This is a genomic window from Ensifer sp. SSB1 (genome assembly GCF_016652895.1).
Lineage (GTDB): Bacteria > Pseudomonadota > Alphaproteobacteria > Rhizobiales > Rhizobiaceae > Ensifer.
Genome location: NZ_JAEPRP010000033.1, coordinates 1 through 25,942, shown reverse-complemented (window position 1 = coordinate 25,942; position 25,942 = coordinate 1). Strand labels below are relative to the sequence as shown.

The following is a 25,942-nucleotide window of genomic DNA, read 5'->3' as shown; positions in this document are numbered from 1 at the left end:
GGATCAGCGCCACCCCCGCGACTGCCTGTTGCCTCGCAGCAGGTGCTGTAACAGGTTGTGATCACTGAAAAAAATGCGAAGCGTCCACTTCCAGCGCTTCGGCGATCGACAAGAGCTGATGTGGGCTGACCCAGCTATGCCCCGCTCGATTTCACCCACTTCGCCGCCTGTCAGGCCGACTGCTGCGCCCAATTCCGCTCGTGACATTCTCGACCTGATCCTTCGCGCGCGGATACGGATCCCGATATGGGCGACGACGGGTTCCTGCATTTGGTCCTTTGCGCCAGGATAAGAGGACAGCGTACCATCCGCCTACTTCTGTCCCGGCCCCTCCGTCCAGTGTGCTTCCGGTGTACCGGATCCAAGATGTCGGCTGAGCTAACGCAGATAGGCATCAATTGCCAATAGCGGAGATTCGGGGTTGTCATGCCCGTTGCAAGGTCAATGAACCCCTCTTCCACGATCTTACGATATGCGCAGATCCAATGTCGAAACGCTGAGCGCCACCAAGTCGCGACCGGTTGGTTCCCTGCCGTGTCGATAATGCATCGAATTTTGGGCGCTCAATAGGCAGGTAAGCCGGTCGCGCGGGAGGGACGCGCCCCCTGGGTCGATACCTCGCGGTTGCCAATTGAGGAGTACCTTCGAGAACGACAACAGGGGCGTTTCGCCCCGTGGCAAGAGAATGCCAACTGGGGGGCCAGTTACCCTGGGAACGGCCAAACGAAGCGGTTCGCCTAAGATCGAAAACGTTCAAACTGGTCATGGATATGTCGATGGCGAACTCAATCTGCGAGGCTTATCCCGGGATATGCGAGAAAAGTCGCCTTCGATATCCGCGACCAACCCGCCTCTTGCGCGCGGCGAACGACAACCTTCTACATGGCAACCGCCCATCCTCGGACGCTCCAGCGCCCACGACGGACGTTCATGACGGCGATGGTAGCGCTGCTATCCGGTTCGGATCTGCGATCTCAATCCTGGGATTGGCTGTTCTAACAACCTATGCCGAGATAAGAGCCGTAGCAGAGGTCTTTTTCGGTATTTTCGGTTCGCATCTGATGGATGTACCGATGATGTTGCGGTGACTGCAGGCTCTGCATAAACGGAACATGCAAGCATCCGGCTTGCGTCTTCAAACCTGGCTGTTGTGGGACGGTGTAGCCGGGTACTTGGCCTGAATTCGTCCTAGGAAAGGTCAAGTTCCCGGCCGCCTCCGGCCATCTGCTGCAGCCAGCGCGCGAAATGCACGACACGCGAATGAGCGAGGCGTTCTCCGGAAATGTCTAACCAGTAGCCGACCGGCCCTGTGACCACCACGGGGTCAAGCTGAATGAGATGTCCAGCCTGCAATTCGGCTTCGATCATGTTGCGGTCCACCACGGCAATCCCAGCTCCGGTCAGGGCCGCCTGGATCACCATGTCGAGCGTGGCGAACTCCATTGAGTTCTCGGGCAGTTCGCGCCGGTCGCGCTGTGTGGCGGCAAACCAGTTGTCCCAGGTCGGCAGGCGACGTGATTGGTCGAGCACGTAGAGCAGGCAACTGCTGCGTAGCCGCTCTGGATCCTTTTCAAGCCCGGGCGCACAGACCGCGATATGCTGCTCGGTCATCAGCCGGGTGCTGGTGTGGCGCTCCCGAGGGCCGGCGCCGAAGCGGATCACACAATCAAAGCGGACATTCTCATCGCCTCGCATGTGCAGCGACAGATCGAGATCAGGAAATCGCTGGCGGAAGGAGGCAAGCCGCCGTGCCAGCCAGCGCGCGGCGAAGGTCGGTGGGGCGAGAACCTTCAGGGTCTGTCGCGGCACAGTCGCACGCACTTCGCGCACCGCCTCGTCCATCAGGTCAAACGAAACGATCAACCGCTCGTGCAGGACGGCCCCCACCTCCGTCAACGCAACGCTGTTGCCGATGCGACGGAACAGGGCAACATCGAGCGTGCTTTCAAGTTGCCGGATTTGCCGGCTGATTGCGCTCTGCGTTACGCCTAGGCGATGCGCTGCCTGGGTGAAGCTGAGACATTGCCCGACGACTGCAAAAGCCCGCAGAGACGTGAGGGATGGAGCAACCGACATCGCGGCTATACCTGTCATGGCTCCGGGGCGGCCGGCCCCAGGCGTGCGTTGAGTATCCGGGCCCGATAGCACTGTGCCCACCGGGTCGTATCAGAAGGCGCCGCGCCCCGGCGCCGCCTTGATCAGATCGCGGGTATAGGGATGCTGCGGCCGGGTCAAGACCTCGCTTGCGGGGCCGCGCTCGACGACACGGCCCTTGCTCATGACCACGATCTCGTCGCTGATCTGCGCGGCCACCCTGAGATCGTGGGTGATGAAGACCACGGCCAGCGACAAGCGCTTCTGCAAATCGGCGAGAAGGTCGAGCACCTGGGCCTGAACCGACACATCCAGTGCCGAAACGCTTTCGTCGGCGACAAGAACGTCGGGGCGCATCGCCAGTGCGCGGGCTATGCCGATCCGCTGACGCTGGCCGCCCGAAAATGCAGCCGGTCGGCGCTCGTAGGCGTTGCCTTGCAGGCCGACGAGTTCCAGCAATTCCTTTGCTCGCTCCACCGCCTCGGCACGGCTCATGCCGGACAGCATGGCGGCACGCGCTATCATCGGCCCGACCTTGCGGCGCGGATTGAGCGAGCCGTAGGGGTCCTGGAAAATCATCTGGATCCGCCGTCGCATGCGACGCAGCGCACCGCCCTTCAGCTCAAGTATGTCCTGCCCGGCAACCGCGATCCTCCCCTCGGTCGGGTCGGTAAGGCGGATGAGGTTCTTGGCGATGGTCGACTTGCCCGATCCCGATTCCCCCACGATCGACAGCACCCTTCCGGGTGCGACCGAAAGCGCGATGTCATGCAACACCTGCTTTGCGCCGTAGCTGTGGTTGAGCCCGTTGACCGATAGAGCCGGCACGTCCTGCGCCTCTACCGTAGGGCGGCAGTGCGGCACGAGGCTCGGCACCGCAGCGATGAGCGCGCGGGTGTAGTCGTGCTTAGGCTCCTTCAGTACCTGTTCGGCGCTACCAATTTCCACCACCTCGCCGCGCCGCATCACGGCGATGCGATCGGCGATGTCGGCCACAACGCCGAGATCGTGGGTAATGAAGATGATGCCGTGGCCGTGATTGTCGCGCAGCTCCCGGATCAGCTTCAGCACCTGGGCCTGGGTGGTCACGTCGAGCGCCGTGGTCGGTTCGTCGGCAATCAGCAGCTTCGGGCTCATCGCCAGCGCCATCGCAATGACCACGCGCTGACACTGGCCACCCGACAGCTGGTGCGGATAGCTCTTGAGAACCCGGTCCGGTTCGGGCAGGTGCATTTCCACGACCAGTTGCCGCGCGCGTTCGGCACGTTCGGCCCGGGAATAGTCGGAATGCAACTCGAAGACCTCCTCAATCTGCCGCGCGACAGTCAGCGCTGGATTGAGAGACGCCATCGGCTCCTGGAAGATCATGCCGATATCCTTGCCGCGGATATCGCGCCACTGGCGTTCGGTGAGCGCGAGCAGATCGCGTCCTCCCATACGCGCCTCGCCGCTCGCGACACTAAGACCGCGCGGCGCGGCACCCATCAGCGCCGAAGTCAGCACGGACTTGCCCGAACCGGATTCCCCGACGACGCAGAGGATCTCGGCTGGCTTCACCTCAAGCGAAACATCATGCACCGCGAAAAGACGGTCGGCGCCCTTCGGCAGGGCCACGGAAAGATTGCGGATCTGCAAGAGGGGCTGGTTCATGCCTGGCGCTCCTTCGCGTCGTTCACTTCGCGCAGGCCATCTGCCAAAAGGCTGAGGCCGAGGGTCAGGGACGAAATGGCGATACAGGGGAAGATGACGAGATGCGGGAAGGCGATGGCCATGGCGCGGCCCTCGTTGACCATCCCGCCCCAATCGGGCGTCGGTGGAGGCAGGCCAAGGCCAAGGAAACCGAGAGTGCCGATGGTGATCGCCGTATAGCCGAGCCTGAGGCAAAAATCGACGGCGAGCGGCCCGGTCGTGTTGGGCAGGATATCGACGAAGAGAATGCGCAGGGTGCTTTCGCCCTGGGTGATGGCAGACTTGACGAAGTCCCGGCTGGCGACATCGATCGTAATGCCGCGCACGATACGGAAGATGGCGGGCGCGCTGCTGAACGTCACGGCGATGACGATGTTTACGGGCGAGGCACCGATCATGACAATGATGACGATATAGAGCACCAGGACCGGGAAGCTGAGCACGACGTTGGCGAGGAACGACAGGGTCGCGTCCGTCCGGCCGCCGGCATAACCGGCGATGAGGCCGAAGAAAAGGCCGAAGGCATAGGCGGTCAGCGTGGCGAGCGTGGAGTAGACCACCACCGTACGCGCGCCCCACACAAGGCGCGAGAAAATGTCGCGGCCCAGCATGTCCGTGCCAAAGAGGAAGAATTCCCCCTTGGCTCCCGTCGTCAATGGCTTGGCGAGGGGCTGTAGCGTCTGCAAGGGGTCGTAGGGAGCAATCAGTGGTGCCAATACGGCGACCAGCAGCCAGCCGATGGCGAGCACGCCTCCCACAAGCACAAGCGGTTTTGCCAAATACGAGATCATCGTCTTCATGCCGCAACCCCCAGTGCGATGCGCGGGTTAAGCCAACCGTAGAGCAGATCGGACAGAACCTGGCTTGCCACGACAACAAGCACGGAGATCATGGCGCAGGCCTCGATCAGGTAGATGTCCTGGTTGAGCGCCGCGTCGTAGAGAAGCGTGCCAAAACCCTTGTAGGCATAGAAGACCTCGACAACGATGACACCCGACAAGAGCCAGGGCAGTTGCAGCATGATGACCGTGACGGGCGTAATCAGGGCGTTTCGCAGCGCGTGACGCAGCACGATCCGGCCCATCCCGGCACCCTTGAGGCGCGCGGTGCGAATGTAGTGCGCGTTCATCACCTCTACCATCGAAGCACGCGTCACGCGCGCGAGGTAACCCATCGAATAAAGCCCGAGCACCGAGACTGGCAGAACCAGTTCTGCCAGCGAAAATCCGGAGATCATCGTGCTCGCACCAGGTAGAAGGCCGAGCCAGAATACGAAAATCCCCGACAGGAACACCGCCGAGGCAAAGTCGGGTATCGAGGTGGTCACGACGGAAAAGACCGAAATCACCCGATCAAGGAGCGAGCCCGCCCGCATGCCGGCAAGTACGCCGAAGCCGAGACCGAAAACGACAATCACCAACAAGGCGCCGCCGGCCAGGAGAGCCGAGGCCGCAAGGCGCGGTATTACCATCTCGATCACCGGCGCGCGAAAGAAGGTGGACATGCCCCAGTCGCCGACCACGAATTGGCCCAGCCAACGAATGTAGCGAAACAGAAAAGGATCGGTGTAGCCGTTCTGCGCCAGCCAGGCCGTACGCTGCTCGACGGTCGAGTACTGCCCCAGCACCTTGACGGCGACATCCTCGACGTTCACCTCCAGCGCCACAAAGATGAGGAATGAGACTGCCAGCATCGTGGCACGCGCGATCGCTACCTTTCTCAACAGGAACATGCCCAAAAACACCGAATTCTCCCCCTCATCGTGAAACAGGCCGCGCCTCATTCGCGGCGCGCGATTGGATGGCCGGGCGCGGCTTGCGCCCGGCCGTTGCGCTTACGCGACCCAGACGCTGTCCATGCGGAAATAGTCCGACGGATGCAGCACAAAGCCGCGCACCCGCTCGGCGGCAGCGGTCAGACGCTCCGGCCAGAAAGGCTGAACCATGACGGCGTTGTCCTGAAGGACGCGCTGGACATCCTGCATGGCGGCCTTTCGCGCCTCCGGGTCGACAACGGCCATGGCTTTGTCCAGTGCCGCGTCGAATTCCGCGCTGGCGAAGTGACTTTCGTTCCATGAGCCGCCAGAGCGATAGGCAAGGTCCAGTGTCATCGTGCCGAGCGGACGGTGCGCCCAGAAGGTCAGGCCGAAGGGCACCTTGTTCCAGATCGGCCAGTACTGCGAGGCGGGCAATACGTTGAGCTTCAGCCGGATGCCTGCCTCGGCAAGGTTCTGCTGCAGCACCTGTGCGGTGTCCTGTTCCCACTTGCCCTGGGTATTGCCAAGGGTCAGCTCGATATCCAGCCCGTCCGGATGGCCAGCTTCAGCCAAAAGGGCCTTTGCCCTTTCGACGTCGCGCGGGGTCGCCGGAAGCGAGAAATAGTCGGCCTGCGTGGGAGAGACATGATAATTGGCGCCGAGATCGCCCTGCCCACGATAGGCCACATCAAGCATTTGCTGGTTGTTGGCGGCCAAAACGACCGCCTGGCGAACGCGGATATCATCGAACGGCTTTTGATCCACCTGCATGCGCAGCACGATGGTGTTGGCGCCCTTCACCGAGAGGATCTTTATGTTCGGCAGCGACTTCATCAGGTCGTACTCGGCAATCGTGGCACGGTAGATGACGTCCACTTGCCCGCCGGAGAGTGCCGCCAGGTGCGTCGTCACATCGGGCCCAAGGTCGATATACTGAATCTCGTCCAGATGGGCGGGCGTGCCCCAGTAATCGGGCCGCTTATGGAAGACGGCCTGCCGTCCGACCTCGTGGCTGACCAGCGCAAACGGTCCAGTTCCGACGGGGTCGGCCGGCCAGTTGCCTTTGAAGCTGCGGTGAACGATCGGGCAGGTGTAGGAGTAAAGCTGCTCGGGCAGCGATGCCATCGGCCGCGACAGCGTGATGCGCACGCCGTGGTCGCTGGTTTTTTCAACGCGCGAGATTGCGCCGAAGGCAGTCTTGTTCGAGCTTTGTGAATCCGGTGCAATCCAGCGCTCGATGTTGAAGATCACGTCCTCGGGCAGGAATGGGTCACCGTTCGACCACTTGGCGCGTTCGTCAAGCTCGAAATCCCAGACGGTCAGGTCCGCCGATGGTGTCCAGCTCTTCGCCAGATAGGGATGGGTGATGTTGTTCTCGTCGACGTAGGTCAGGAATTCCAGACTGTTGCGAAACAGGTTCGAAGCCTCGATCCAGTTCGTCATCATCGGATCGGTGATTTCCTGGATCTGGCAGGCAAAGCGCAGCGTGCCCCCGTCCTTGGGCGTCTCCTGGGCAAAGACCTTGCCGCCGAAGGTGCTGGCGCTGCCGACGGCAACGCCAAGCCAGGCCATGGCACGCAGGAAGCCGCGGCGGTCAATTGCTCCGGCAGAAAGACGCGTCATGAGCGCCTCGGCCTCCGGATGAAGCGGCGCGCCGCTGAGTGTCTTGTAATCCGTCATTTCCTCTTCTCCCTCTAAAACTTGCCTTGCGGGCGGACCGCCATCCGGTCCGCCCTCCTCCTCAGGCAACTGCTGCCATGGGTGCCGCGAAACGTCCGGCGGCCGGGCGCGGCTCGCGCGGCAGACGCTTGCCCGCGGTGTAGTCGTTGATCAGGTCGCAGGGCGTGTAGTTGCGCTCGATCTCGAACACCTCGTCGGCATCGAGCGCGGTCGAGAGCGCCGCCACGGCGCTGTCGAACTGCGCTTTGGTATCGGCGCCGACCAGCATGGATGAGATTTCCGGCTTCCCGAGAACCCAGGCCTGGGCAATCTGCGCCGGACTGACGCCGCGCGCCTCGGCCACCCGGGCGACCGAAAGAGCGATGTCGCGCGAGGCGCGGTCGTTGTACATTTCGGCGGTGAAGAAATCGGTCTGGTTGCGGATCGAGTTCATGTCGTTGGTCAGGATCCCGCGGGCAAGCGGGCTGAAGACCGAAACGCCGACGCCTTGATCCGCACAGAACGGGATCATCTCGCGCTCTTCCTCGCGATAGGCGCAGTTGAGCTGAAGCTGCATGTTGATTGGGCGGGCCCAGCCGTTCTTTTCGCAGACCTTCAGGATCTTGGCGAACTGCCAGGTGAACATGGTCGAGACGCCGATGTAGCGCGCCTTGCCGGCCCGAACGAGATCGTTCATTGCCTCCATCGTCTCTTCGACCGGGGTCTCCGTGTCGAAGTAATGCAGCATGTAGATGTCGACGTAGTCGCTTTTCATGCGCGTGAGCGAGCCGTCCATGGCGTCGAAGACACGCTTTCGCGAATGACCGCCACTGTTGACGCCCTTGCCGATGGCGTAGCCGAGCTTGGTGGTGATGATCAGTTCTTCCCGGCGTGCCACCCGGCGCAACACGTTGCACACCACCTCCTCGCCCGCGCCGGCCGAATAGAAGTCGGCGAGATCGATGAAGTTCACGCCGTTGTCGAGCGCATGGGCAATAATCGGCTCACTTTCGCTCTCGTCGAAGATCCAGGGCTTCCAGTTCTTGGAGCCCATGTTCATCGTGCCGAGGCACAGTCGAGAGACTTTGAGGCCGGATTGACCGAGACGGATGTATTGCATTCTTCAGACTTTCGGATGGAGCGTTGGGAGGATGTGCGACGGGGAGGAAGGCGAGTGTTTCAATCGCCGAAATAGACCCAGGTCCCCTTGGTCCGGGTGTAGGAGGAAAGCGAATGCACGGCCATTTCCTTGCCCCAGCCGCTTTCCTTGAAGCCGCCAAAGGGACTGGAAAGCCCGTAGCAACCGTAGCGGTTGACGAAGACCATGCCGGCATCCAGCCGCTCGGCCATGCGGTGGGCCAGGGTCACGTTGCCGGTATAGACCCCCGCGGCGAGGCCATAGACCGTGTCGTTGGCGAGGGTCACCGCCTCCTCCGCCGTCGAAAAGGGCGTGCAGGAAAGGACGGGGCCGAAAATCTCCTCCTGCACGATACGTGCGGTCTGCGGCACGTTTGAAAAAATGGTGGGACGGATAAAGAGGCCGTCGGCGTTCTCTCCCGCCCGGTCATCGCGTCCGCCCGCTACAAGCTCTGCTTCGGTCTTGCCGATCTCGATATAGTTCATGATGCGGCGGAACTGCGCCTCGTTGCACTGCGGACCCTGCTGGGTTCCAGACGCAAGCGGATCGCCGCAACGCACCGCCTCGGCCTTGTCGATCAGGCGCTCCAGCACATAGTCATAGATGCCCTTCTGGATGAGAAAGCGTGTCGGTTCCGAGCATTTCTCACCCTTGTGCGAGAACATCACGGTGAAGGCCCGGTCGATCGCCCCGTCGAGGTTCGGCGTATCGTCGAAGAAGATGCAGGGCGACTTGCCGCCCAGTTCCAGCGTCACGGCCTTGAGGTTCGAGACGCCCGAATTCTGCACGATCTTGCGTCCGACCACGGTCGAGCCGGTGAAGGAGACCTTGTGCACGTTGCGGCTGAGGGTGAGCTGGTTTGCTGCCTCGCCATCGGTGAGGACAAGGTTCAGGAGGCCCTTCGGCAGGTCGAGATGGCGATCGATCAACTCTACGAGATAGAGCGTGGCAAGCGGTGTGAACTCCGACGGCTTCATCACCACCGTATTGCCCATGGCAAGCGCCGGAGCGATCTTCAGGCTGGCCTGGTAGAGCGGGAAGTTCCAGGGCGCGATCAGCCCGCAGACGCCAACCGGGTCCTTCGAGGTGAAGTTCAGGAACCCGTCCTCGACAGGCGAGACCTCGCCGTAATACTTGTCCGTCCAGCCGGCATAATATTCGAAAATGTCGGCGCAGGTCGGGATGTCGTCGACCAGCGCCTCGGCGTAGGTCTTGCCGTTGGCAAGGCTTTCGAGCAGCGACAGCTTTTCGACATTTTCGCGGATCAGCCGGGCGATGGCGTTCAACAGGTCAGCCCGGGTCTTGCGCGACGTCTTTCGGCTCCAGACCTCGCTGCGATGGCAGCGGTTAGCGGCAACCGCAGCGGTCTCGACCTGGTCCGCATCGGCAAGTGGTATTGCGCAAAGCGCCTTGCCGGTCGCCGGGTTGATCACAGACCATTCGGCGCCGGCGCCCCGGACCCACTGGCCATCGATATACTGCTTTTTCTCAGCTGTGAGCCAACGCTGAGCCCAGGCAAGTTCGGTTTCCTGCAACATGTCTTTCATGCCTTGCTTAGAAGTGATTGGGAGGGAAAGGTCAGCCGGCTTCGGCCTCAGTCACCTTGCGACGTACGAAGTCGACGTCGCCGGCGGCCTCCTTTGCGATGGCGGAGGCATAGCTGTAGCCCTTCAGCTGTTTCAGCCGGATCAGCGAGGGCAAGAGACTGGTGGCATTGTCGGTGTTGCGCTTCGCATCAGGCCGCATGCCCTGCACGCAATTGCGCCTGAGGGTAAAAACCCCTGAAGTGAGGATCGCGATCATGTCGAGGAGGCCGGTGACAACCACCGCTTCCCATGGATTGTAGTCCATCTCCCCATGATCTGCGGTCATGGCCACCGCGGCCGCGCGACCACAGGCCATCATGCCGCATTGCACCATGAATTCCGGGATCGTCGGGTTGACCTTGCCTGGTATGGCCGAGGATCCCGGCTGCACCGCAGGCAGGCGGATCTCAGCGAGACCGCCATGCGGTCCCGAGGCCATCAGGCGCAAATCCTTGGCCAAACGGATCAGCGTGCGTGCAGTCTGTTCGAGCGATCCGGCAAGAGCCAGCAGAGGGTCGTGCGCCTGCGAGGCCGAAAAAAGGTTGCCGGTTCGGGTGAGCGCGGCCGGCAGTCCGGCTGCTTCAAGCTGCTCGTTGAGCGTGGGAACGATCCGCGCGAAGAAACCGGGATCGCAATCGGTAGAACGGCCGATGATGTTGCCGCCGATACTGATCTGGCGCAGGCCCTCGGCGTCTTGTGCCGCCCGCACCAGATTATAACGCAGGCAGGACGCGACACCGCCGAGATAGTCTTCAAAGCCGATGTCCACGGCATCCTGGAGGCACGTGCGGGCGAGCTTGCGCAGCGGCGTCCATTCGGCACCCAGTCTGTCGAGGTCGGCAGCAAGTCCTTCAATTTCCTGCGAAAGACCATCGAAGGCAGCAAGTGCGGCGATATGACAGCCGGTCGAAAAACAGTCTGCCGTGGAGTGATTGGCGTTCACATGGTCGTTCGGGTGGATGGGCGCATAGGTGCCAAAAGCGACGCCGAAATCTCTGGCATTGGCCAGGTTGGCCAGGACCTCGTTGATGTTCATGTTGAACGAGATCCCGCCACCGCCATGGAAGGCATGGACCGGGAATGCCTCGGGAGGGATGCGCGCCAGGAGGTCGTCGATCGCCTTGATGATCGCCTGGCCCATGGCCGCCTCGATCGCGCCGGTCTCGATATTGGTCCGCGCGGCCGCCTTCTTAACATGCAGCATGGCGGCGAGGAGCAAAGGATAGTCGGCAAACCGCGCGGCACCCTCGAGCGGATAAAGCTCGACTGCCCGCTGCGTCTGGATGCCGTATACGGCCGCCGCTGGCACGGCATGCGCGCCAATGCTGTCAACTTCCTGACGGGTCGGGCCGTGGCCTGCGATCATAAATGCGTTCTCCTCTCCAATGGGACGCATAGATCGGGTATTCGGCCCTGCCTGACAAACGACTATCGCGCAGGGGTCATTCCTAAAACTCATGCCCCTTCGCAGAGGGGCGGCGCAAGCGCGCAGCCGTTCCAGCGTTCGCATCCGGCTTGCCTGCAACGCCCTGGCGGAACCGGGCGTCATGAGCATCTGTGCCAGCAACCGATTCCGGCGGCTTGTGCGCCTGGCTCTTGCGACTGGCAGTTGGAACATTTTGCGACAGAGACCTGCGAGCCCGAACCGGGGACGTACGCATCACCTTCATATTCGTCTGATACGGTGGACCGGATGCTTCAACTGACGGTCACTGGCGATACTTCTCGGCGGAAATCGAGGACTTGCAGGCGCGTGATGGGCAAACCGCAGCAATCATACTTCCACGTCGTCGTTTGCACCTCGCAGGCTGCGGATAAGGCTGTGCTGGTGTTTTCCGACCTGAACGAAAGGCAGTTCATCAAACGCTTCGTCGTCCCCTATCGCACCGGAGGGAGCGTGAACATCGGCAAGAAAATCGTCAGGGTTTCGGACCTTGTCGCAATCAAGATAACCGAGACGCCTCAGCCCAAGGAAGCCACCTTAAAGGCGATGCAGGAACGTAGTCTGAGGGCGATCGATGAGCTCAATCAAAGCTCCGTTTGGCCGACAACAGCCTGTGAAGCTTTCGGCTGGGATGACGAAGACATCATGCATGCCGACGCTGACGTCACGGAACGCTACATTACCGGCCGTCCAGGACACCCATCTCGTATGACGCGCGTTCTCCACAGCCGCGGCATTAAAGTCGCGGCGGGCACACTCGCCTTTCTGACTGCCGGCTTATGGATCGGCTTGTGATGTGCCATGCTGCATGGACAAGCCTCGAACGAGGCTTCGCGCCATGCGCGCCTCCTCGATTGAACGCCCCCAGGCAACTTCCCTCTTCACAACCTTGGATATGGGTCCTCAGCTCGTCGGCGCAGAAGTCATATCCGGGCAAGTTTCGGGTCCATTGCTCAGCTGCAGCAGCGATCATTGGGATCTGACCCTCGCGTGCCTAGAACTCTTCCCAGTCCTCTCGTCTCAACGTTGCATTGCTGCCGGACGCGCCAATCAGCCGGCGTCGGAGCTCACGTGCGGGCGAGTGCCGCGGAGACACGACTGTCGGGTATGCTGTGTTGGGTGCCTTTGGCGCCACCTCGGTGACTTTGAAAAGTGCGATGAGTTCGTTCAGCGAAGACACTTCCCGCGAAAGGCTGTGGATCGCAGCTGTGGTTTCCTCGACCATCGCCGCATTCTTCTGCGTGTCCTGATCCATTTGGTTGACGGCAGTATTGATCTGCTGCAGGCCCAAGGCTTGTTCCTGTGCCGCCTCGACTATGCCGCTGACGTGATGGTTCACTGCCTGCACCTCAAACACGATCGCCTCCAGGGCGCGACCAGTATCGCCGACAAGCTGTACACCCTCTTGGACCTGGGCCTTCGAGACCGCTATCAGTGTTGCGATCTCCTTTGCTGCCTTTCCTGAGCGCTGCGCCAGTTCGCGAACCTCTTGCGCGACGACCGCAAACCCCTTTCCGGCTTCCCCGGCGCGGGCCGCCTCTACGCCGGCATTCAGAGCGAGAAGGTTCGTCTGGAACGCAATGTCGTCGATGACACCGATGATATTGGTAATCTCATTGGACGATTTCTCGATCTGCTCCATCGCCTCCACGGCACGGCGCACCACGACACCGGACTGTTCCGCATGACTGCGGGCGCCAGCAACCAACTGGCCCGCTTCATGAGCGCGTTTGGCGGAATCCTTCACAACTGTCGTGATTTCCTCGATTGCCGCCGCTGTTTCCTCGACGGTGGCAGCTTGCTGTTCGCTGCGTTTGGCCAGGTCATCGGTCGCCGTTCTGATCTCGTTTGCGCCGGCGTCGATGGCACTGGCATTGTCCGCAACACGTGCCAGTGCCGATTGCAGCTTCTGCGCCGAACTGTTGAAATCGCTGCGAACGGTATCGAGCGCCCGTGAGAATGGAGCACCTATGCGATGGGTTACGTCGCCGTTCGAAAGTCGCGAGAGGCCCTCGGCGAGGTTGCCGACGGCAAACTCCACCTCGGCCGCCTCCTGCGCCTTCTGGGCTTCGCGCTGAACGCGCTCAGTCTCGCCGATGTTGCGATTGGCCTCCGCTTCCTCTTCCAGCCGCGCCCGTTCCACAGCGTTCTCGCGAAACACCTGCACCGCCCCTGCCATCGAACCTATTTCGTCCGTGCGGCCTGTAAACGGAACCTTGCTGTCGATGTCGCCGTTGGCCAGCGCGCGCATGGCCCCGGTGATGCGCTGGATTGGATTGGCCACGCGCACAACGACGACGTAGATGCCCGCAAAGCTAAGCAATACCGCTGCAGCAGCGGCGGCAAGTGAAAGAGAGAAGGCCACTTCCGCCGCCTTGTCGGCGGTTACGACCTCTGCCTCGGTCTGCGTCATGATGAAGGCGACAAGTTCCGAGATTTTCTGGTTTGCCTGGTCGGCGAACGGCCTCATGTCTGAGGTGAAGACGACGCGGGCCGCATCCATATCGTGGTTCCTGATCCGGTCGACATAGCGAGCTGCCTGGTCAAGATAGCTGGTCGTTAGCGATCGGATGTCCGTGATGAGCGCTCGTCCGATCGGTGAGAAGACACCGGCTTCGTACTTGGTGATCGAAGCTTCGAGTTTCGCCTTGGCCGCGGCAAACGACTGCATTTCAGTCTGGAATTCGCTCTCGTTTGCAATCATGGAAAAGCGCGCCAGCGAAAGACGAACGTCCGCGAAATCACCCTTCACCTCTCGCGAGGCGAGCAACCGCTCAATCCAGAAGTTGCCGACCTTTTCCGCAGACATGGTGATCGATCGCATGTTTCTCAGCGAAATAGACGAAGACGCAGCGACGACAACGATGATGGCGGCGATCAACGCAACCAAGGAGGTTTTGATGGTGAGCATTTTCATGACGAACACAGCCGAAACTAGATACAAAGCCGACTTCGATCCGCGCTCGAGAGTTCGATGAATTGTCACCGACTGTCGCAGCACTGATGTAGGAAGTGCAGCCGCGGCAGGTCATGCGGCCAGAACGTCAACATGATGTTGAGCGGCGCTTCCGCCGCGGACATAGCTCGCCGCAACACTGAAAGACGCGCTGACACCCCTACGCAAATCCGGCGTTGCATCTTTGCGCGAGATCAATCGAACCTGAGAACGTACTCACAAAATCGGATTGGCGAACGGGCGCAACCCAACGTCCGGCTCAGATCAACAATCTCAAGCAACCTCTTGTGTTTGAGGAGAATCTGACCAGGGGCCGGCGTTTGCCGAGGACCAGCATAGCCCTCAACGGTCTTGTCGTTCCGCGGCGCGCCAAGGTTGCAGCAATGGCCATCGCTCGACGCAAATTCAACGGCCCTGCGGGCTTGTCAGAAAGAGAAGCCTGCCTCCGAGTTCGGAGATGACAATTTCGCGCGCGTCCCATACGAGGACCGAAACCGGCCGCGTGAGCCCATCGACAATTATTTCCCGGCCACCCGTCTTTCGGTCGAACCGCAGTAGCCGGCCGCTGTGTTCGCGGAATCCTTCCTTCTGGTCGTAGAGGCCATGCTCGAGGACGAGCATCCGACCATCGCCCTCGAACGCAACTGCAACCGGTGCATTTAGGTTCTCGACATCAGATCGTGGCTCCGCACGGCCGAGATTCTGTGGAATGGAGACGACCTTTCCAGCACCCGTCAGGAAAGGAAAGCCGCCGAACAGCGTGACATAGAGGCGCCCTTCGCGAAGCGCGATACCCGTCGGTACAGCGTCGACCTCTTGGCTGTCTTCCCCCTTGAACTCGGTCGGCGAGAGCGTCTCCATCGCGGTGGCCTGTTGCCGCAAGCGGCGGAAGCTCATGAGCGTCTGCTTACGGCCATCTGCCCCGATACGCTCGACGCTGTTGCGAGCAGAATCGACGACATAATACGCACCGTCGGCCACAACGAAGTCGAACGGGTTCCAGAAGTCGGCGCTGACGACGCGGCGTTTTCCGGTGCGATCGATCGCGACTAGGGCGTGGTCATAGGGTCCCTCATCCGCATTGGCCGGCGTCCACCCTTGAGCGACAATGAGATCATCGCCGACGCGACGCACGCGATAGGGGCCCGTCGGGTCGCCGATCACATCGAGCCCATGGGGAAAGGCTGGCCCCAACGCGACGAGTTCGCCGCCGGCCAGGCGTTTGTAAAGCAAACCACCGGCAAGGTCGGTCACCAGAAGAGCATCGCCGTCACGCGAAAGGCCGCCGAAAACGGCACCTTTCACGCGCACCGCTTCGAGCCGATAGCCCGGCGCGACCGACGGCTGGGCCGTCGCGCCAATTGCCAGCAGCAGCAAAACCGTGGCGATCATCATTTGCCGGAGCGCGCACATCGGAAGCCGCCATTGGCAGAGAAGCGGAAGTCCGGATCATAGGCCAAACGATAGGTTGTGGTAAGATGGATCCGATCACTGTTCCAGGATCCGCCACGCAATACGCGGTAGGATTTGGCACCCGTCGCTGCGCCTTCGGCGCTATAGGGTGCATAGAGATCGGAAGTCCATTCCCAAACATTGCCGAGCAGATTGAGCACTCCCTCGGCGCTCGCACCACCGGCAAACGACATGGCCGGCGCGGTCATCGCATAGCCGTCGGCGGCATCGCCGGAACAACAGGTTGCGGCACCTGCATTGACGTGCCGCGCGTCCGGTGGCGCCTTACCCCAGGGGAACGCCTGTCCTTCGCTTCCGCGTGCCGCCCGCTCATATTGCTGCTCCGAGGGAAGAGTGAGGCCGTAGTGGAGGCAGAAGGCATCAGCATCACCCCAGCTGACGCCGACAACAGGATGATCGTCCAAACCGAGAAGCGGATGACCGGCATAAAAGGCTGAGCGATGACCGGTCGCGTCGACGAAATCCCGGTACTGCCGGTTGGTGACTTCGGTGCGGTTGATGGCAAATGCCCTCCCCTGCAACAACCGTTGCGGACGTTCGTTGTCCGGGCCATCGTCACGACCGAAAACGAAGGGTCCGGCAGGAATTTCGACGAGCGGATTTCCGGTGATCGGACCGTGACCGGCAGCGGTTGCCTCGATCGCAAACGTAAACGCGACTACGGTGACCACCGCGCAAAAATTAAAAGTCGACACGACGCTGAGACTCGCCATCGAAGAGAAACACCCGGTCAGCCTGGACCTTGATACCGATCGGCTGGTCGATCTGGCCGGCAAAGTTCTTATCGGCGCGCAAGGTCAGCAATTGAGCGCCGATCCTCAGGCTGACGAGCGTGTTCTCGCCGGTAAGTTCGACAGAATAGATCGGCGCGACCAGATTGAGATCGGGATCGTCCGCGCCGGTCGCGTGAACGTCCTCGGGCCGCACTCCGAGCACCGCGCGACCAACGGTCCCGCCGCCGAGCCCGCCGACCCTGAGGCCGGCGCTCGCAAACACGCCGTCGCGCATCTCCCCCGGAATGAGGTTCATCGGCGGAGAGCCGATGAAGCCGGCAACGAAAAGCGTGCGGGGATCGCTGTAGATCTCTTTTGGCGTCCCGAGCTGCTCGATCACGCCGTAATTCATGACCGCCACCCGGTGGGCCAAAGTCATCGCCTCAATCTGGTCGTGCGTCACGTAAATCGTGGTGACCTGCAGCTCGTGCTGGAGATGCTTCAACTCCGAGCGCATCTGGGTGCGCAGCTTGGCATCGAGATTGGAGAGCGGCTCGTCCATCAGAAAGACGCGCGGGGTACGCACGATCGCCCGGGCGAGCGCGACGCGCTGGCGCTGGCCGCCGGAGAGCTCTTTTGGCAAGCGGGAAAGCATGGTCTCGAGCCCGACTCGACGAGCGACTTCGGTAATGCGCTTCTTGCGCTCCTCCAGCGGCACCTTGCGGATCCTGAGCGGGTAGCCGATGTTCTCCTCGACAGTCAGGTGCGGGTAGAGCGCATAGGACTGGAAGACCATCGCTACGTCGCGATACTTGGGCAAGACGCCGTTGATCCGCTCTGCGTCAATGTAGATATCGCCCGATGTCGCCTCCTCGAGACCGGCGACCATGCGCATCGTCGTGGTCTTGCCGCAGCCGGACGGACCAAGCAGCACGAGAAACTCCTTGTCCCGGATCTCCAGGTTGAAGCCGGCTACGGCGATGAAATCGCCGAACTTCTTGGAGACATTGCTGAACGTGACGGACGCCATGGCCTCACCCCTTGACCGCTCCCAGGGACAGGCCCCGGACGAGATGCTTCTGGACGATGAACGCAAAAATGACGATCGGCACACAGGCCATGAAGCCTGCAGCGCTGATCTCGCCCCAATAGGTGTTGTATTGCGTGACGCGACCCGCAATGCCGATCGGCAGCGTCTGAGATTGCTCGGTGAGGGTGATGATCAGGGAAAGCAGGAATTCGTTCCAGGAGATGATCAGACAGAAGATGGCGGTCGCTGCAAGCCCCGGCCGCGCGAGCGGCAGCGCCACGTGCAGGAAGGCACCCCAGCGCGTGTCGCCATCGACGATCGCGGCTTCTTCCAGCTCTAGCGGCAGGTCCTGGAAATAGCTCTTCATCATCCAGGTCGCGAAGGGGAGGTTGAAGGCTGTGTAGGCGATGATCAGCGCCGTCTTCGTATTCAGCATGTCGAAATAGTTGAAGAACAGGTAGAGCGGGATGATGCTGACGATCGGCGGCATCATCCGGGTCGACAGGATCCAGAAGGAAATCTGCTTGCGCCATTGCCACGGGTAGCTGAAGCGCGCCAGCGCATATCCCGCCATTGTGCCGAAAGCCACGGAAACGATGGTCGTGCCGACGGCGACGAGAAAGCTGTTCAAGGCGTAACGCAGGAACGGGCGCTGGATGAAAGCTTCGTCATAATGCTTCAGCGTCGGGTTCTGCGGTACCCATTGCGGCGGCACGGCGAAGATGTCGATGTCGAACTTGAGCGAGTTCGCGGCGATCCAGTAGATCGGAAAGAGCGTGAGTATCACGGCAGCGAGGATCGCCAGATAGGCCGCCAGTCGGATGAGCCATTCCCTGATGCGGCTGCGCGCGCGGTGGGTCCCCGTCGCCATTAACGTCACTCCGCCAACCGCATGCGTTTCATGAACCAGGTGCTCAGAACAATCGTCACGAAAAGGACGAACAGCGAGATCGCCGCAGCGTAGCCGGGATCGGCGAAGCGATAAGCCACCTGGTATATGTAAAGGCTCAACACCTTTGTACGATCCGCCGGACCTCCTCCTGTCAGGATAAAGACGAGATCAAACAGACGAAGCGCATCCATGACCCTGAGCAGCAGCGCAATAGCGATCACAGGTTTCAGGAAAGGTAGCGTCAGGTCCCAGAATTGTCGCCAGGATGAGGCGCCGTCGATCGCGGCCGCTTCGTAAGGCTCCACCGGGAGGCTCGCCAATCCCGCAAGCATCAAGAGGAAGATGAAGGGCGTCCACTGCCAGACATCGGCAACGATGATCGAAAACATCGCAAGGTTCACATCACCTGCCCAGGCCTGCAGTGGCAGGCCAAGGCGGTACATGATCTCGTTCAGCACGCCGAACTGGGGCTCGTAGATGAGCTTCCAGGTGATCGCGACGGCGATCGGCGGCAGCATCATCGGAATCATGAGTACTGTTTTCAGGAAGGTCAGTCGGCGAATGAACCGGTCGAGCAAGAGCGCCAGGCCGAGACCAAGCAGGAACTCCGCTGTCACGGCGACGACGGTGAAGACAACAGTGTTGCGCAGCGCGACATGAAACTGCGGATCGGTGAGCAGCCGGGCGAAATTGCCCGGGCCGACGAATTCCCAGGGCAGGTCGGGGTTCGGGCTGATCCGGTGAACGGCCGCATAGAACATGTAGAAACTGGGGAAGATTGTCAGCGCCAAGAGGATCAGGACGGTCGGCGCCAGCATCAGGTAGCGCAGATGGCGTTCCGCCCATTGTTCCAAGCGGCCACCCGGCCGAAGCTCAGCGGTCCCTGCACCATTTGCGGACTTCGACATTGCCGAGGATCTCCTCCCAAAAAGCGTGCTCCCGGCTTTTGCAACGCGTTCGACCAATCGTGCGGCCGGGCCACGACGGGCGAAACCCCATGCGCCCGGCCTCCAGCGCTACGCGTCCTATCAACCGCGCAAAGGTCGCTTTCATACTTTGAATGGCCGCATGTCTTCTCCTTCAGTCGGCCATCAAATCGAACATGCAGCACCGATTACTTAAGGCCGGTGATTTGCTCCACCGCTGCCTGCGAGTTCTTCAGGGCTTCCTCTGGCGTGACAGTGCCGGCGACTGCTTTTGAGAGTTCGATGCCAAAGGCATTCTCGATCTCCGGCCACTTCGGATGACGCGGACGCGGCGTCGATGCCTGGATCGCCTCCATCAGCACCGGATAGTGTCGGAACTTCTCCTGCTTGGTCAGCTCTGGATCGGTGAAGACCGAGGCCCTGACCGGCGGATTGCCGCGCTCGGCGGAAATCTTGATCTGTTCCTTGGAAGTCGCCCACAGCATGAAGTCGAAGGCTTCCTGCTTGTTCTTGGACGCCGACATGATGCCCATGGTCCAGTGACCGATTTCCGAGCTGCCGGGTTTGGTTCCGGCCGGAATGGGGCCGTAGGAAATCTTGCCGACCATCTTCGATTGGCTGGGATCTTCGAAAGTTGCGACCCAGTTTGGCCAGTTGATCGAGGACGCTGCCGTACCGGCGGCGAGTGCCGTACCCACTTCGTTGGCATTGTAGCTCTCGACACCCTTTGGCGAGACGTCACGCAAGGCCATGAAGGTCTTCATTGCGGCGGCGCCTTCCGGCGTATCAATCGTCACTTTCGACCGGTCGGCATTGAAAAGATCCGCACCATAGGACCAGAAGATCGGCATGAAGTCGGCAACGACCGGGTTGCCCTGACCGCCGCGGAAGACGTAGCCGAAATAGCGCCCTCCGCCGTCCTTGGTCAGCGCCGCGCTCGCCTTCAAAACGTCATCCCAGGTCTTCGGGGCTCCGACCCCCGCCTTCTTGTACTTGGCAGCGTCATAGAAGAACATCTGCGCGTTTCCCACATAGGGCAGGCAGACATAAGGCCCTGTGTTATATGGGTTGCGGCAGATTGCCAGAGACTTCGACAGGAAGTCGCTGTCTGGCCCTTCCAAGCCAGCCTTCTTGAAGAACGGCATCAGATCCTCCAGATGCCCATTCTCGGCGAAGAACGGAATCCACGGATCGTCCATCAGGATGATGTCGAAGACGCCTGACTTGGTCGCGCCAGCATTGGCGCCCTGCTCGAAGACATTGGCATAGGGCGCCTGCACGGCTTCGACCTTGGCCCCCTTCAGTTTGGCATAGTCTTCGGCCGCAGCCCTCAAGCCGTCCCCTTCACTGCCCGACGGTACGAGGATAGTGATGTCGGCCCACGCGGCTCCATTGATCGCAAGCGCGGACGCCGCGACAGCCAGGGCGAGAAACAGTTTTCGAACCATTGCACACCTCCCATTCCGAGTTCCTGGTCGAGGCACACGTCGAAATAGGCCCGACCTTTGTCCGGCCTGACGGAGACGTTGCCTCGACATATACGAACGACTGAACGAGGAGGCCGACGTCTCCTAGAGCCGGCTGTTGCTCCCGCGTCAAGTTTACCACATCGGAAGCCGTAATCAGAGTGGTTGCATTAGGGAATGCTGTTATTTGAAATTGCGTCTCCCGCGCGGTGGTTGAGGATGAGCGGCGCGAGCGAGCACGTGGGTATTGGCAGACCGGTTCGTCTCTAGTCACGCTCAGCCTCGCCATTCTCGCCGCTTGTCGAAAGCCGTCGTTTCGTGAGAAAGTAGAACAAGCTAGACGTACCCGAAGTTCTCAGGGGTAGGTTGGGCAAACTCCAGTCGCGTATCGGCCTTTTGACCAGGTGGCCGCGGATCATGGAACTTTTTTTCGCCCTTGGCCTGATCGCCATCAAGATCGCATTGCTGATTGCAATGCTGCTTCTTCTGCCTTTGCCGCTAACCTGGCTGGAGCGCAAGGTTGCCGGGCATATGCAACAGCGAATGGGTCCCATGCGCGTCGGTTGGCACGGTCTTTTGCAGCCCTTGGCCGACGGAATCAAACTCTTGACGAAAGAGGACCACATTCCCTTAGATGCCGACCGCTTCCTCTTTAGGTTGGCGCCGATCCTCGCACTTGCACCACCCTTTGTCGTCTTTGTCGCGATCCCGTTCGGTGAGAAGGTCTCGGTGCTGAATGCCGAGATCACGCTTTACGTTTCCAACTTGAACGTGGCCCTGCTCTTTGTTTTCGCGGTGATCGGCCTCGAGGTCTACGGTGTCATCTTCGGCGGCTGGGCCGCCAACAGCAAATACGCGGTGCTCGGCAGTCTTAGAACCTGCGCACAGATGATCAGCTACGAAATTCCCATGGGGTTTGCGGTCATCGGCGTCGTCATGCTGGCGCAATCGATGAGCCTCGTAGATATCGTGCGCGCCCAAAGCGATGTCTGGAACATCGTTTATCAGCCGATCGGGTTCTTCGTGTTCTTCGTTGCCGGCTTGGCCGAAGCGCAGCGCATTCCCTTCGACCTGGCTGAAGCGGAAGGCGATCTCGGCGCCGGGTTCCATACCGAATATAGCGGCATCCGCTTCGCGTTCTTCATGGTCAGCGAGTACGTCATCATGCTGCTCGTATCCGTGCTTTCGGTGATCCTGTTCTTCGGCGGCTGGAACGGAATACTCCTGCCGTTGCCACCGCTTCTGTGGTTCCTGCTTAAGGTGGCGATCTTCGTCTACCTGTTCATGTGGCTTCGCTTCACATTGCCTCGCTACCGCTATGATCAACTGATGGCGATCGGATGGAAAGTCTTGCTTCCTCTGTCCTTGGCGAACATACTTATTACCGGAATTGCTTTTTCTCAGGGGTCATAGAGGCTCCACTGCGTCTTTCCTGATCAGGACACACGCAGCAATCAAAAGGGCTACGGCCGCCCGAGGCCCAAGCGGGCAGAGGGGCGTCGTAGAACGGCGCGGTGATGGCACGCGTGCTCGACAGAGTTGGAACATGGATCGGCTGGGCGTTATTTTCCGATCTGGCAAGCGCCTTGAGGTTGACCTTTGGCTACATGCTCTCAAGACCCGTGACCATGCAGTATCCGGACAAGGAGAAATGGCTGCCCTACGCGCGCTATCGCGGGCACCACTTCCTCAAACGTGACGACGAAGGCGAGATCAAATGCGTCGCCTGCGAACTCTGCGCGCGGATTTGCCCCTGCGATTGCATCGAGGTCGTCCCCTATGAGGACGAGAAGGGCAACCGCCACCCCGCCAAATTCGAGATCGACACGGCCCGATGCCTGTTCTGTGGCCTATGCGAAGACGCCTGCCCGGCAGACGCGATCGCACTCGGTCAGCAGTACGAGTTCTCAAGTTTCTCCTCACGTGACCTGGTGATCGGGCGCGACGACCTCCTTGGCAAACCGGGAAAGGCATTGACCGGCGGTGGCGTCGTCGCCGCGCGTCTGAACACCAAAGCGGACGTGTTGGTCGAGACCAAGGAGTCGAATGGTTATAGCTGGTGGCGGAATATCCGGCGGACGTGAACGCGCGCCATCTGTCAGGCCGCCGCGCGTAGGCAGGAGGGTCAGATGTTTGTCGGCGAAATCGTAAAGGACAAGGGTGCCGGCGTCATTGCTGTTGCTCCGGACCAGTCGATGGTGGAAGTCCTCAGGCTATTTCGGGACAACAATATCGGCTTCGTGGTCGTCAGCCACGCGCCTGGACGATATCTGGGCACGCTATCGGAGCGGGATTGTTGCAATGCTCTTGCAGAGTACGGCCCCGAGGCGGCGCTGATGCCGGTCGCTGAAATCATGAACCGCAATGTTGCAGTCTGTTCGGCCCTCGATGGGTTGCCGGTGGTCATGGGTATCATGACCCAGCGGCGCACACGCCATGTGCTCGTCATCGAGGAGGAGGCGCTTGTCGGCGTTGTCAGCATCGGCGACGTGGTCAAGCACCGGCTTGAGGAAGCACAGCGCACAGAACTGCACCTGCACGACTACATCGCCGGGGCCGGTTATCATTGAACGGTTTAAAGCCTGTCGGCCGTGGCTACGCAGAGCCAAAGGTTAGCGATCACGGTCCACGCCAGACCCGGTTCGTGACCGCGGTTTGCTCTGCCGTCGCTACGCGTTTGACCTCAACCGGGCACGGGTACTCACCGCGCCGCATCAGGCTGTTGAGGCGTAGCGACCGATAGTTTTCAGGGACAAATACGAGGCGTCTTGGAAACTGCCTCTCGACCTTCAGCGCCGCTACCAGCGCGCCCCGGGTTGAGCAAACGGTCACCTGGTCACCGGCCGAAAGCCCCAATTCTTGAGCATCCAGCGTGTTCATCGCGACATAAGGGTCGTTGGCGACCGTATTCAGGATCTCCGAGCGCTCCGAAAGGTAGCCGTTGTGGAACAGGCAGTTGCCTGTGACGAGCATGAGGCCGTCGGCAGTTGTGCAAGAAGGCGGCAACGCGGAAAATGCGCTGCCAGGCGATATCGCGCTTGTCGTGGTGAAGGCGCCGTCGGCGCCAATTTCGTCTTCGCTCAGCCCCTGATAGGATGGAACGGTCCGCGCAATCTCTTTGAAAATCTCGCTCTGCGTCGAATGCTGCAATTTGCGGCCACGCAGTGCTGCGACGAAATCGAAGATCTCCAGATTATTTCGTGCCTCGAAGACGGGTTCGCGGAACTTGCGGACCTTCTGGACGCGCCCCTCATTGTTGGTGAAGGTGCCCGGCTCCTCGCCGTATCCCGCCGCGGGCAAAACGACCTCGGCCAGTGCGGCCGTCTCTGTCAGGAAACTGTCCTGCACGATCAGGAGATCGCAAGCGCGAAGGGCTTGGCCCACGAACTCCCGGTCCGGATATGCGATCAGGGGATCGCTTCCGATGAGGTAAAGCGCGCCCATTTTTCCAGCGACGCAAAGGTCAAGCATGCCGTCGAGGTCAGCACCGGGCTCATCTGGGATTTCTGCATCCCAGTCTCGGCTAAAGGCGTTACGCACAGCACCGTCACTGATGACCCGCATCCCAGGCAATGCTCCCGCCAGAACACCCATATCCCAGCTCCCCATTTGGTTGGCGCGGTCAAAAAGGACCTGCAATGCCGGATCCTTGCCAAGGATCTCAAGTAGCTGCAGGAGGTTGCTCAGTTGCTGGAATGTCGCGCGCACTTCGGGCAATCGCAGCAGGTCGACACTGAGAAGGACCGTAACGGTCTTTCGATTGTTGAGCGCGGCAACCAGGCGATCGACGTCTTCGTCGGCCACCACGCTGGCGATTGTCGGTCCCAGCGCCGCGTGTGTCTCGCTATCGAGGCTCTCCCCCGCCGCCGCCGCTAGGCCGGCAACAACTGCCTGAAGTTTCATCGCTTCTGCGCCGGGCGGCACGCGAACCACCGCTTCCGCATCGTCGTCGAGACGGGACGGCCGGGCTGTAAGCATGATAAGCCCGGTCTTGCGTCGTCTCGCGGCATCACGCAGCAGATATTCCGTGACCGGGTTTTCCTCCGTCGGGTTGCCGCCGACAACGAGCACACATTCTTTCCCAAGCACCTCACTCAGAGGGCCGCGGGTATAGCGCGCCAAGATGGGGGCAAGCGCATCGAAACGCGTGGACCAGCGCGACGAGCAGTCAATGTTGTTGGTGAGGAAGACGGTCCGCAACAGCTTCTGGAACTGGTAGAGCACTTCGTTGGGCAAGCGTGCCGATATAACTCCACCGACCGCCTTGCCGTGGACGTCCTCCAGCCGCCGGCGCAGATGACTTCCTGCCTCGTCCCAGGAGACTGAAACAAGGACGCCATCGCGGCGGATCATCGGCCGTTTGACCCGATCATGCCCTTCGATGAAGTCGAGACCGAAGCGGCCGCGCGCACAGAGGGTTTCTCGGTTGACGCCGTGCTCCTCCTTGGAGCGGACCCGCATAAACTCCCCTTTGCGTGCCCCAACAGTCACCTGACAACCCGTACCGCAATGCGGGCAGACAGTGTCGGTTTCGGCAAGATCCCAGGGCCGTGCCTTGTATCGATAGGGAAAGCTCATCAACGCACCGACCGGGCAGACCTCGATGCAGTTGCCGCATTGGTCGCAACTGGCAAGGCTCCCCTCAAACCCGGTCACAGCCGTATCCATGCCTTTTTCGACCGTTCCGAGCGCAACGGCGCCGACGACCTCCTCGCACATCCGCACACAGCGCTGACACTGGATACAGCGGTTGACGTTCATGATGACGACTGGGCTCAGGCGAATGTCACGCGAATGGAACACGCGTTTGGGATCGCGAAACCGGCTTCTGTCGGGACCGTAGGCCATTACCATGTCCTGAAGCTCGCACTCGCCGCCCTTATCGCAGATCGGGCAATCGAGAGGATGATTGGCGAGCAGCATGTCGAGCATGGAAGACCGCGTTTCGTCGATCAACGGTGTGTCCGTACGCACCACCATGCCGTCGGTGACAGCCGTCGCGCAGGACGGCTGCAAACGGCGCAGCCCCTCGATCTCCACGAGACACATGCGGCAAGAGGCAAGCGGCGGCAAGCGCTTCAGGTAGCAGAAGGTTGGAATATCGATGCCCAATCGGCGGG

Annotated in this window: 20 protein-coding genes; 4 read left to right on the top strand and 16 right to left on the bottom strand. The window is 60.8% G+C overall.

From position 1 onward, the window contains the following. Positions 1–1,188: 1,188 nt before the first annotated feature. The 8 genes from I8N66_RS10965 to I8N66_RS10930 all read right to left on the bottom strand — a co-directional run bounded on the left by I8N66_RS10965 (position 1,189) and on the right by I8N66_RS10930 (position 11,288). Positions 1,189–2,094: a LysR substrate-binding domain-containing protein gene (locus I8N66_RS10965; RefSeq protein WP_291153484.1), complete on the bottom strand. Its 906-nt coding sequence runs from the start codon at positions 2,092–2,094 to the stop codon at positions 1,189–1,191. A gap of 72 nt (positions 2,095–2,166) precedes the next feature. Further along, positions 2,167–3,744, bottom strand: a complete 1,578-nt coding sequence (locus I8N66_RS10960) for an ABC transporter ATP-binding protein (RefSeq protein WP_291153481.1) — start codon at positions 3,742–3,744, stop codon at positions 2,167–2,169. After that, complete coding sequence (locus I8N66_RS10955; RefSeq protein WP_291153478.1) at positions 3,741–4,583, bottom strand: ABC transporter permease; 843 nt, start codon at positions 4,581–4,583, stop codon at positions 3,741–3,743. The genes I8N66_RS10960 and I8N66_RS10955 overlap by 4 nt, the downstream gene beginning before the upstream one ends. Further along, a complete protein-coding gene (locus I8N66_RS10950) occupies positions 4,580–5,527 on the bottom strand; it encodes an ABC transporter permease (protein WP_291153475.1) in 948 nt (315 codons plus the stop codon). Before I8N66_RS10950 ends, I8N66_RS10955 begins: the two co-directional genes overlap by 4 nt. Before the next feature lie 90 nt (positions 5,528–5,617). Next, positions 5,618–7,219, bottom strand: coding sequence for an ABC transporter substrate-binding protein (locus I8N66_RS10945; RefSeq protein ID WP_291153472.1), 1,602 nt, complete (start codon positions 7,217–7,219; stop codon positions 5,618–5,620). Positions 7,220–7,280: 61 nt separating this feature from the next. Continuing rightward, positions 7,281–8,318 (bottom strand): aldo/keto reductase, encoded by a 1,038-nt coding sequence (locus I8N66_RS10940; RefSeq protein WP_291153469.1) that lies wholly within the window; start codon positions 8,316–8,318, stop codon positions 7,281–7,283. Positions 8,319–8,377: 59 nt separating this feature from the next. Beyond that, positions 8,378–9,874: an aldehyde dehydrogenase family protein gene (locus tag I8N66_RS10935; protein ID WP_291153466.1), complete on the bottom strand. Its 1,497-nt coding sequence runs from the start codon at positions 9,872–9,874 to the stop codon at positions 8,378–8,380. A 40-nt stretch (positions 9,875–9,914) separates the two neighbouring features. Continuing rightward, complete coding sequence (locus tag I8N66_RS10930; RefSeq protein ID WP_291153463.1) at positions 9,915–11,288, bottom strand: lyase family protein; 1,374 nt, start codon at positions 11,286–11,288, stop codon at positions 9,915–9,917. Between the two features lie 390 nt (positions 11,289–11,678). Here I8N66_RS10930 and I8N66_RS10925 point away from each other — a divergent pair, with 390 nt between their 5' ends. Then, positions 11,679–12,161 (top strand): hypothetical protein, encoded by a 483-nt coding sequence (locus tag I8N66_RS10925; RefSeq protein WP_291153460.1) that lies wholly within the window; start codon positions 11,679–11,681, stop codon positions 12,159–12,161. Between the two features lie 199 nt (positions 12,162–12,360). Here I8N66_RS10925 and I8N66_RS10920 read toward each other — a convergent pair whose 3' ends face one another. From I8N66_RS10920 to I8N66_RS10890, 7 genes are all read right to left on the bottom strand, one after another. Then, positions 12,361–14,283, bottom strand: a complete 1,923-nt coding sequence (locus tag I8N66_RS10920) for a HAMP domain-containing methyl-accepting chemotaxis protein (protein WP_291153457.1) — start codon at positions 14,281–14,283, stop codon at positions 12,361–12,363. Between the two features lie 444 nt (positions 14,284–14,727). Continuing rightward, on the bottom strand, positions 14,728–15,714 hold the full coding sequence (locus I8N66_RS10915) for a ScyD/ScyE family protein (RefSeq protein ID WP_365887128.1): 987 nt from the start codon (positions 15,712–15,714) through the stop codon (positions 14,728–14,730). Next, positions 15,714–16,466 (bottom strand): SUMF1/EgtB/PvdO family nonheme iron enzyme, encoded by a 753-nt coding sequence (locus tag I8N66_RS10910; protein WP_291153517.1) that lies wholly within the window; start codon positions 16,464–16,466, stop codon positions 15,714–15,716. Before I8N66_RS10910 ends, I8N66_RS10915 begins: the two co-directional genes overlap by 1 nt. Positions 16,467–16,476: 10 nt before the next feature. Beyond that, the gene (gene ugpC, locus I8N66_RS10905; protein ID WP_291153454.1) at positions 16,477–17,538 is read right to left on the bottom strand and encodes a sn-glycerol-3-phosphate ABC transporter ATP-binding protein UgpC; all 1,062 of its coding nucleotides are present in this window, start codon (positions 17,536–17,538) and stop codon (positions 16,477–16,479) included. 4 nt (positions 17,539–17,542) lie between these two features. Beyond that, positions 17,543–18,409, bottom strand: a complete 867-nt coding sequence (locus tag I8N66_RS10900; protein ID WP_291153451.1) for a carbohydrate ABC transporter permease — start codon at positions 18,407–18,409, stop codon at positions 17,543–17,545. 5 nt (positions 18,410–18,414) lie between these two features. Continuing rightward, positions 18,415–19,338 (bottom strand): sugar ABC transporter permease, encoded by a 924-nt coding sequence (locus I8N66_RS10895; protein ID WP_113540266.1) that lies wholly within the window; start codon positions 19,336–19,338, stop codon positions 18,415–18,417. Positions 19,339–19,544: 206 nt separating this feature from the next. Next, positions 19,545–20,804: an ABC transporter substrate-binding protein gene (locus I8N66_RS10890; RefSeq protein ID WP_291153446.1), complete on the bottom strand. Its 1,260-nt coding sequence runs from the start codon at positions 20,802–20,804 to the stop codon at positions 19,545–19,547. 435 nt (positions 20,805–21,239) lie between these two features. Here I8N66_RS10890 and nuoH point away from each other — a divergent pair, with 435 nt between their 5' ends. The 3 genes from nuoH (at position 21,240) to I8N66_RS10875 (ending at position 23,392) form a co-directional block, all read left to right on the top strand. Further along, positions 21,240–22,235, top strand: a complete 996-nt coding sequence (gene nuoH / locus I8N66_RS10885; protein ID WP_291153442.1) for an NADH-quinone oxidoreductase subunit NuoH — start codon at positions 21,240–21,242, stop codon at positions 22,233–22,235. A 104-nt stretch (positions 22,236–22,339) separates the two neighbouring features. Beyond that, the gene (locus I8N66_RS10880; protein ID WP_291153439.1) at positions 22,340–22,906 is read left to right on the top strand and encodes an NADH-quinone oxidoreductase subunit I; all 567 of its coding nucleotides are present in this window, start codon (positions 22,340–22,342) and stop codon (positions 22,904–22,906) included. A gap of 45 nt (positions 22,907–22,951) precedes the next feature. Next, positions 22,952–23,392: a CBS domain-containing protein gene (locus tag I8N66_RS10875; RefSeq protein WP_113540270.1), complete on the top strand. Its 441-nt coding sequence runs from the start codon at positions 22,952–22,954 to the stop codon at positions 23,390–23,392. A gap of 49 nt (positions 23,393–23,441) precedes the next feature. Here the strand turns inward: I8N66_RS10875 and I8N66_RS10870 are convergent. Further along, on the bottom strand, positions 23,442–25,942 hold a 2,501-nt coding region (locus tag I8N66_RS10870), incomplete at its 5' end, for a molybdopterin-dependent oxidoreductase (RefSeq protein WP_291153431.1).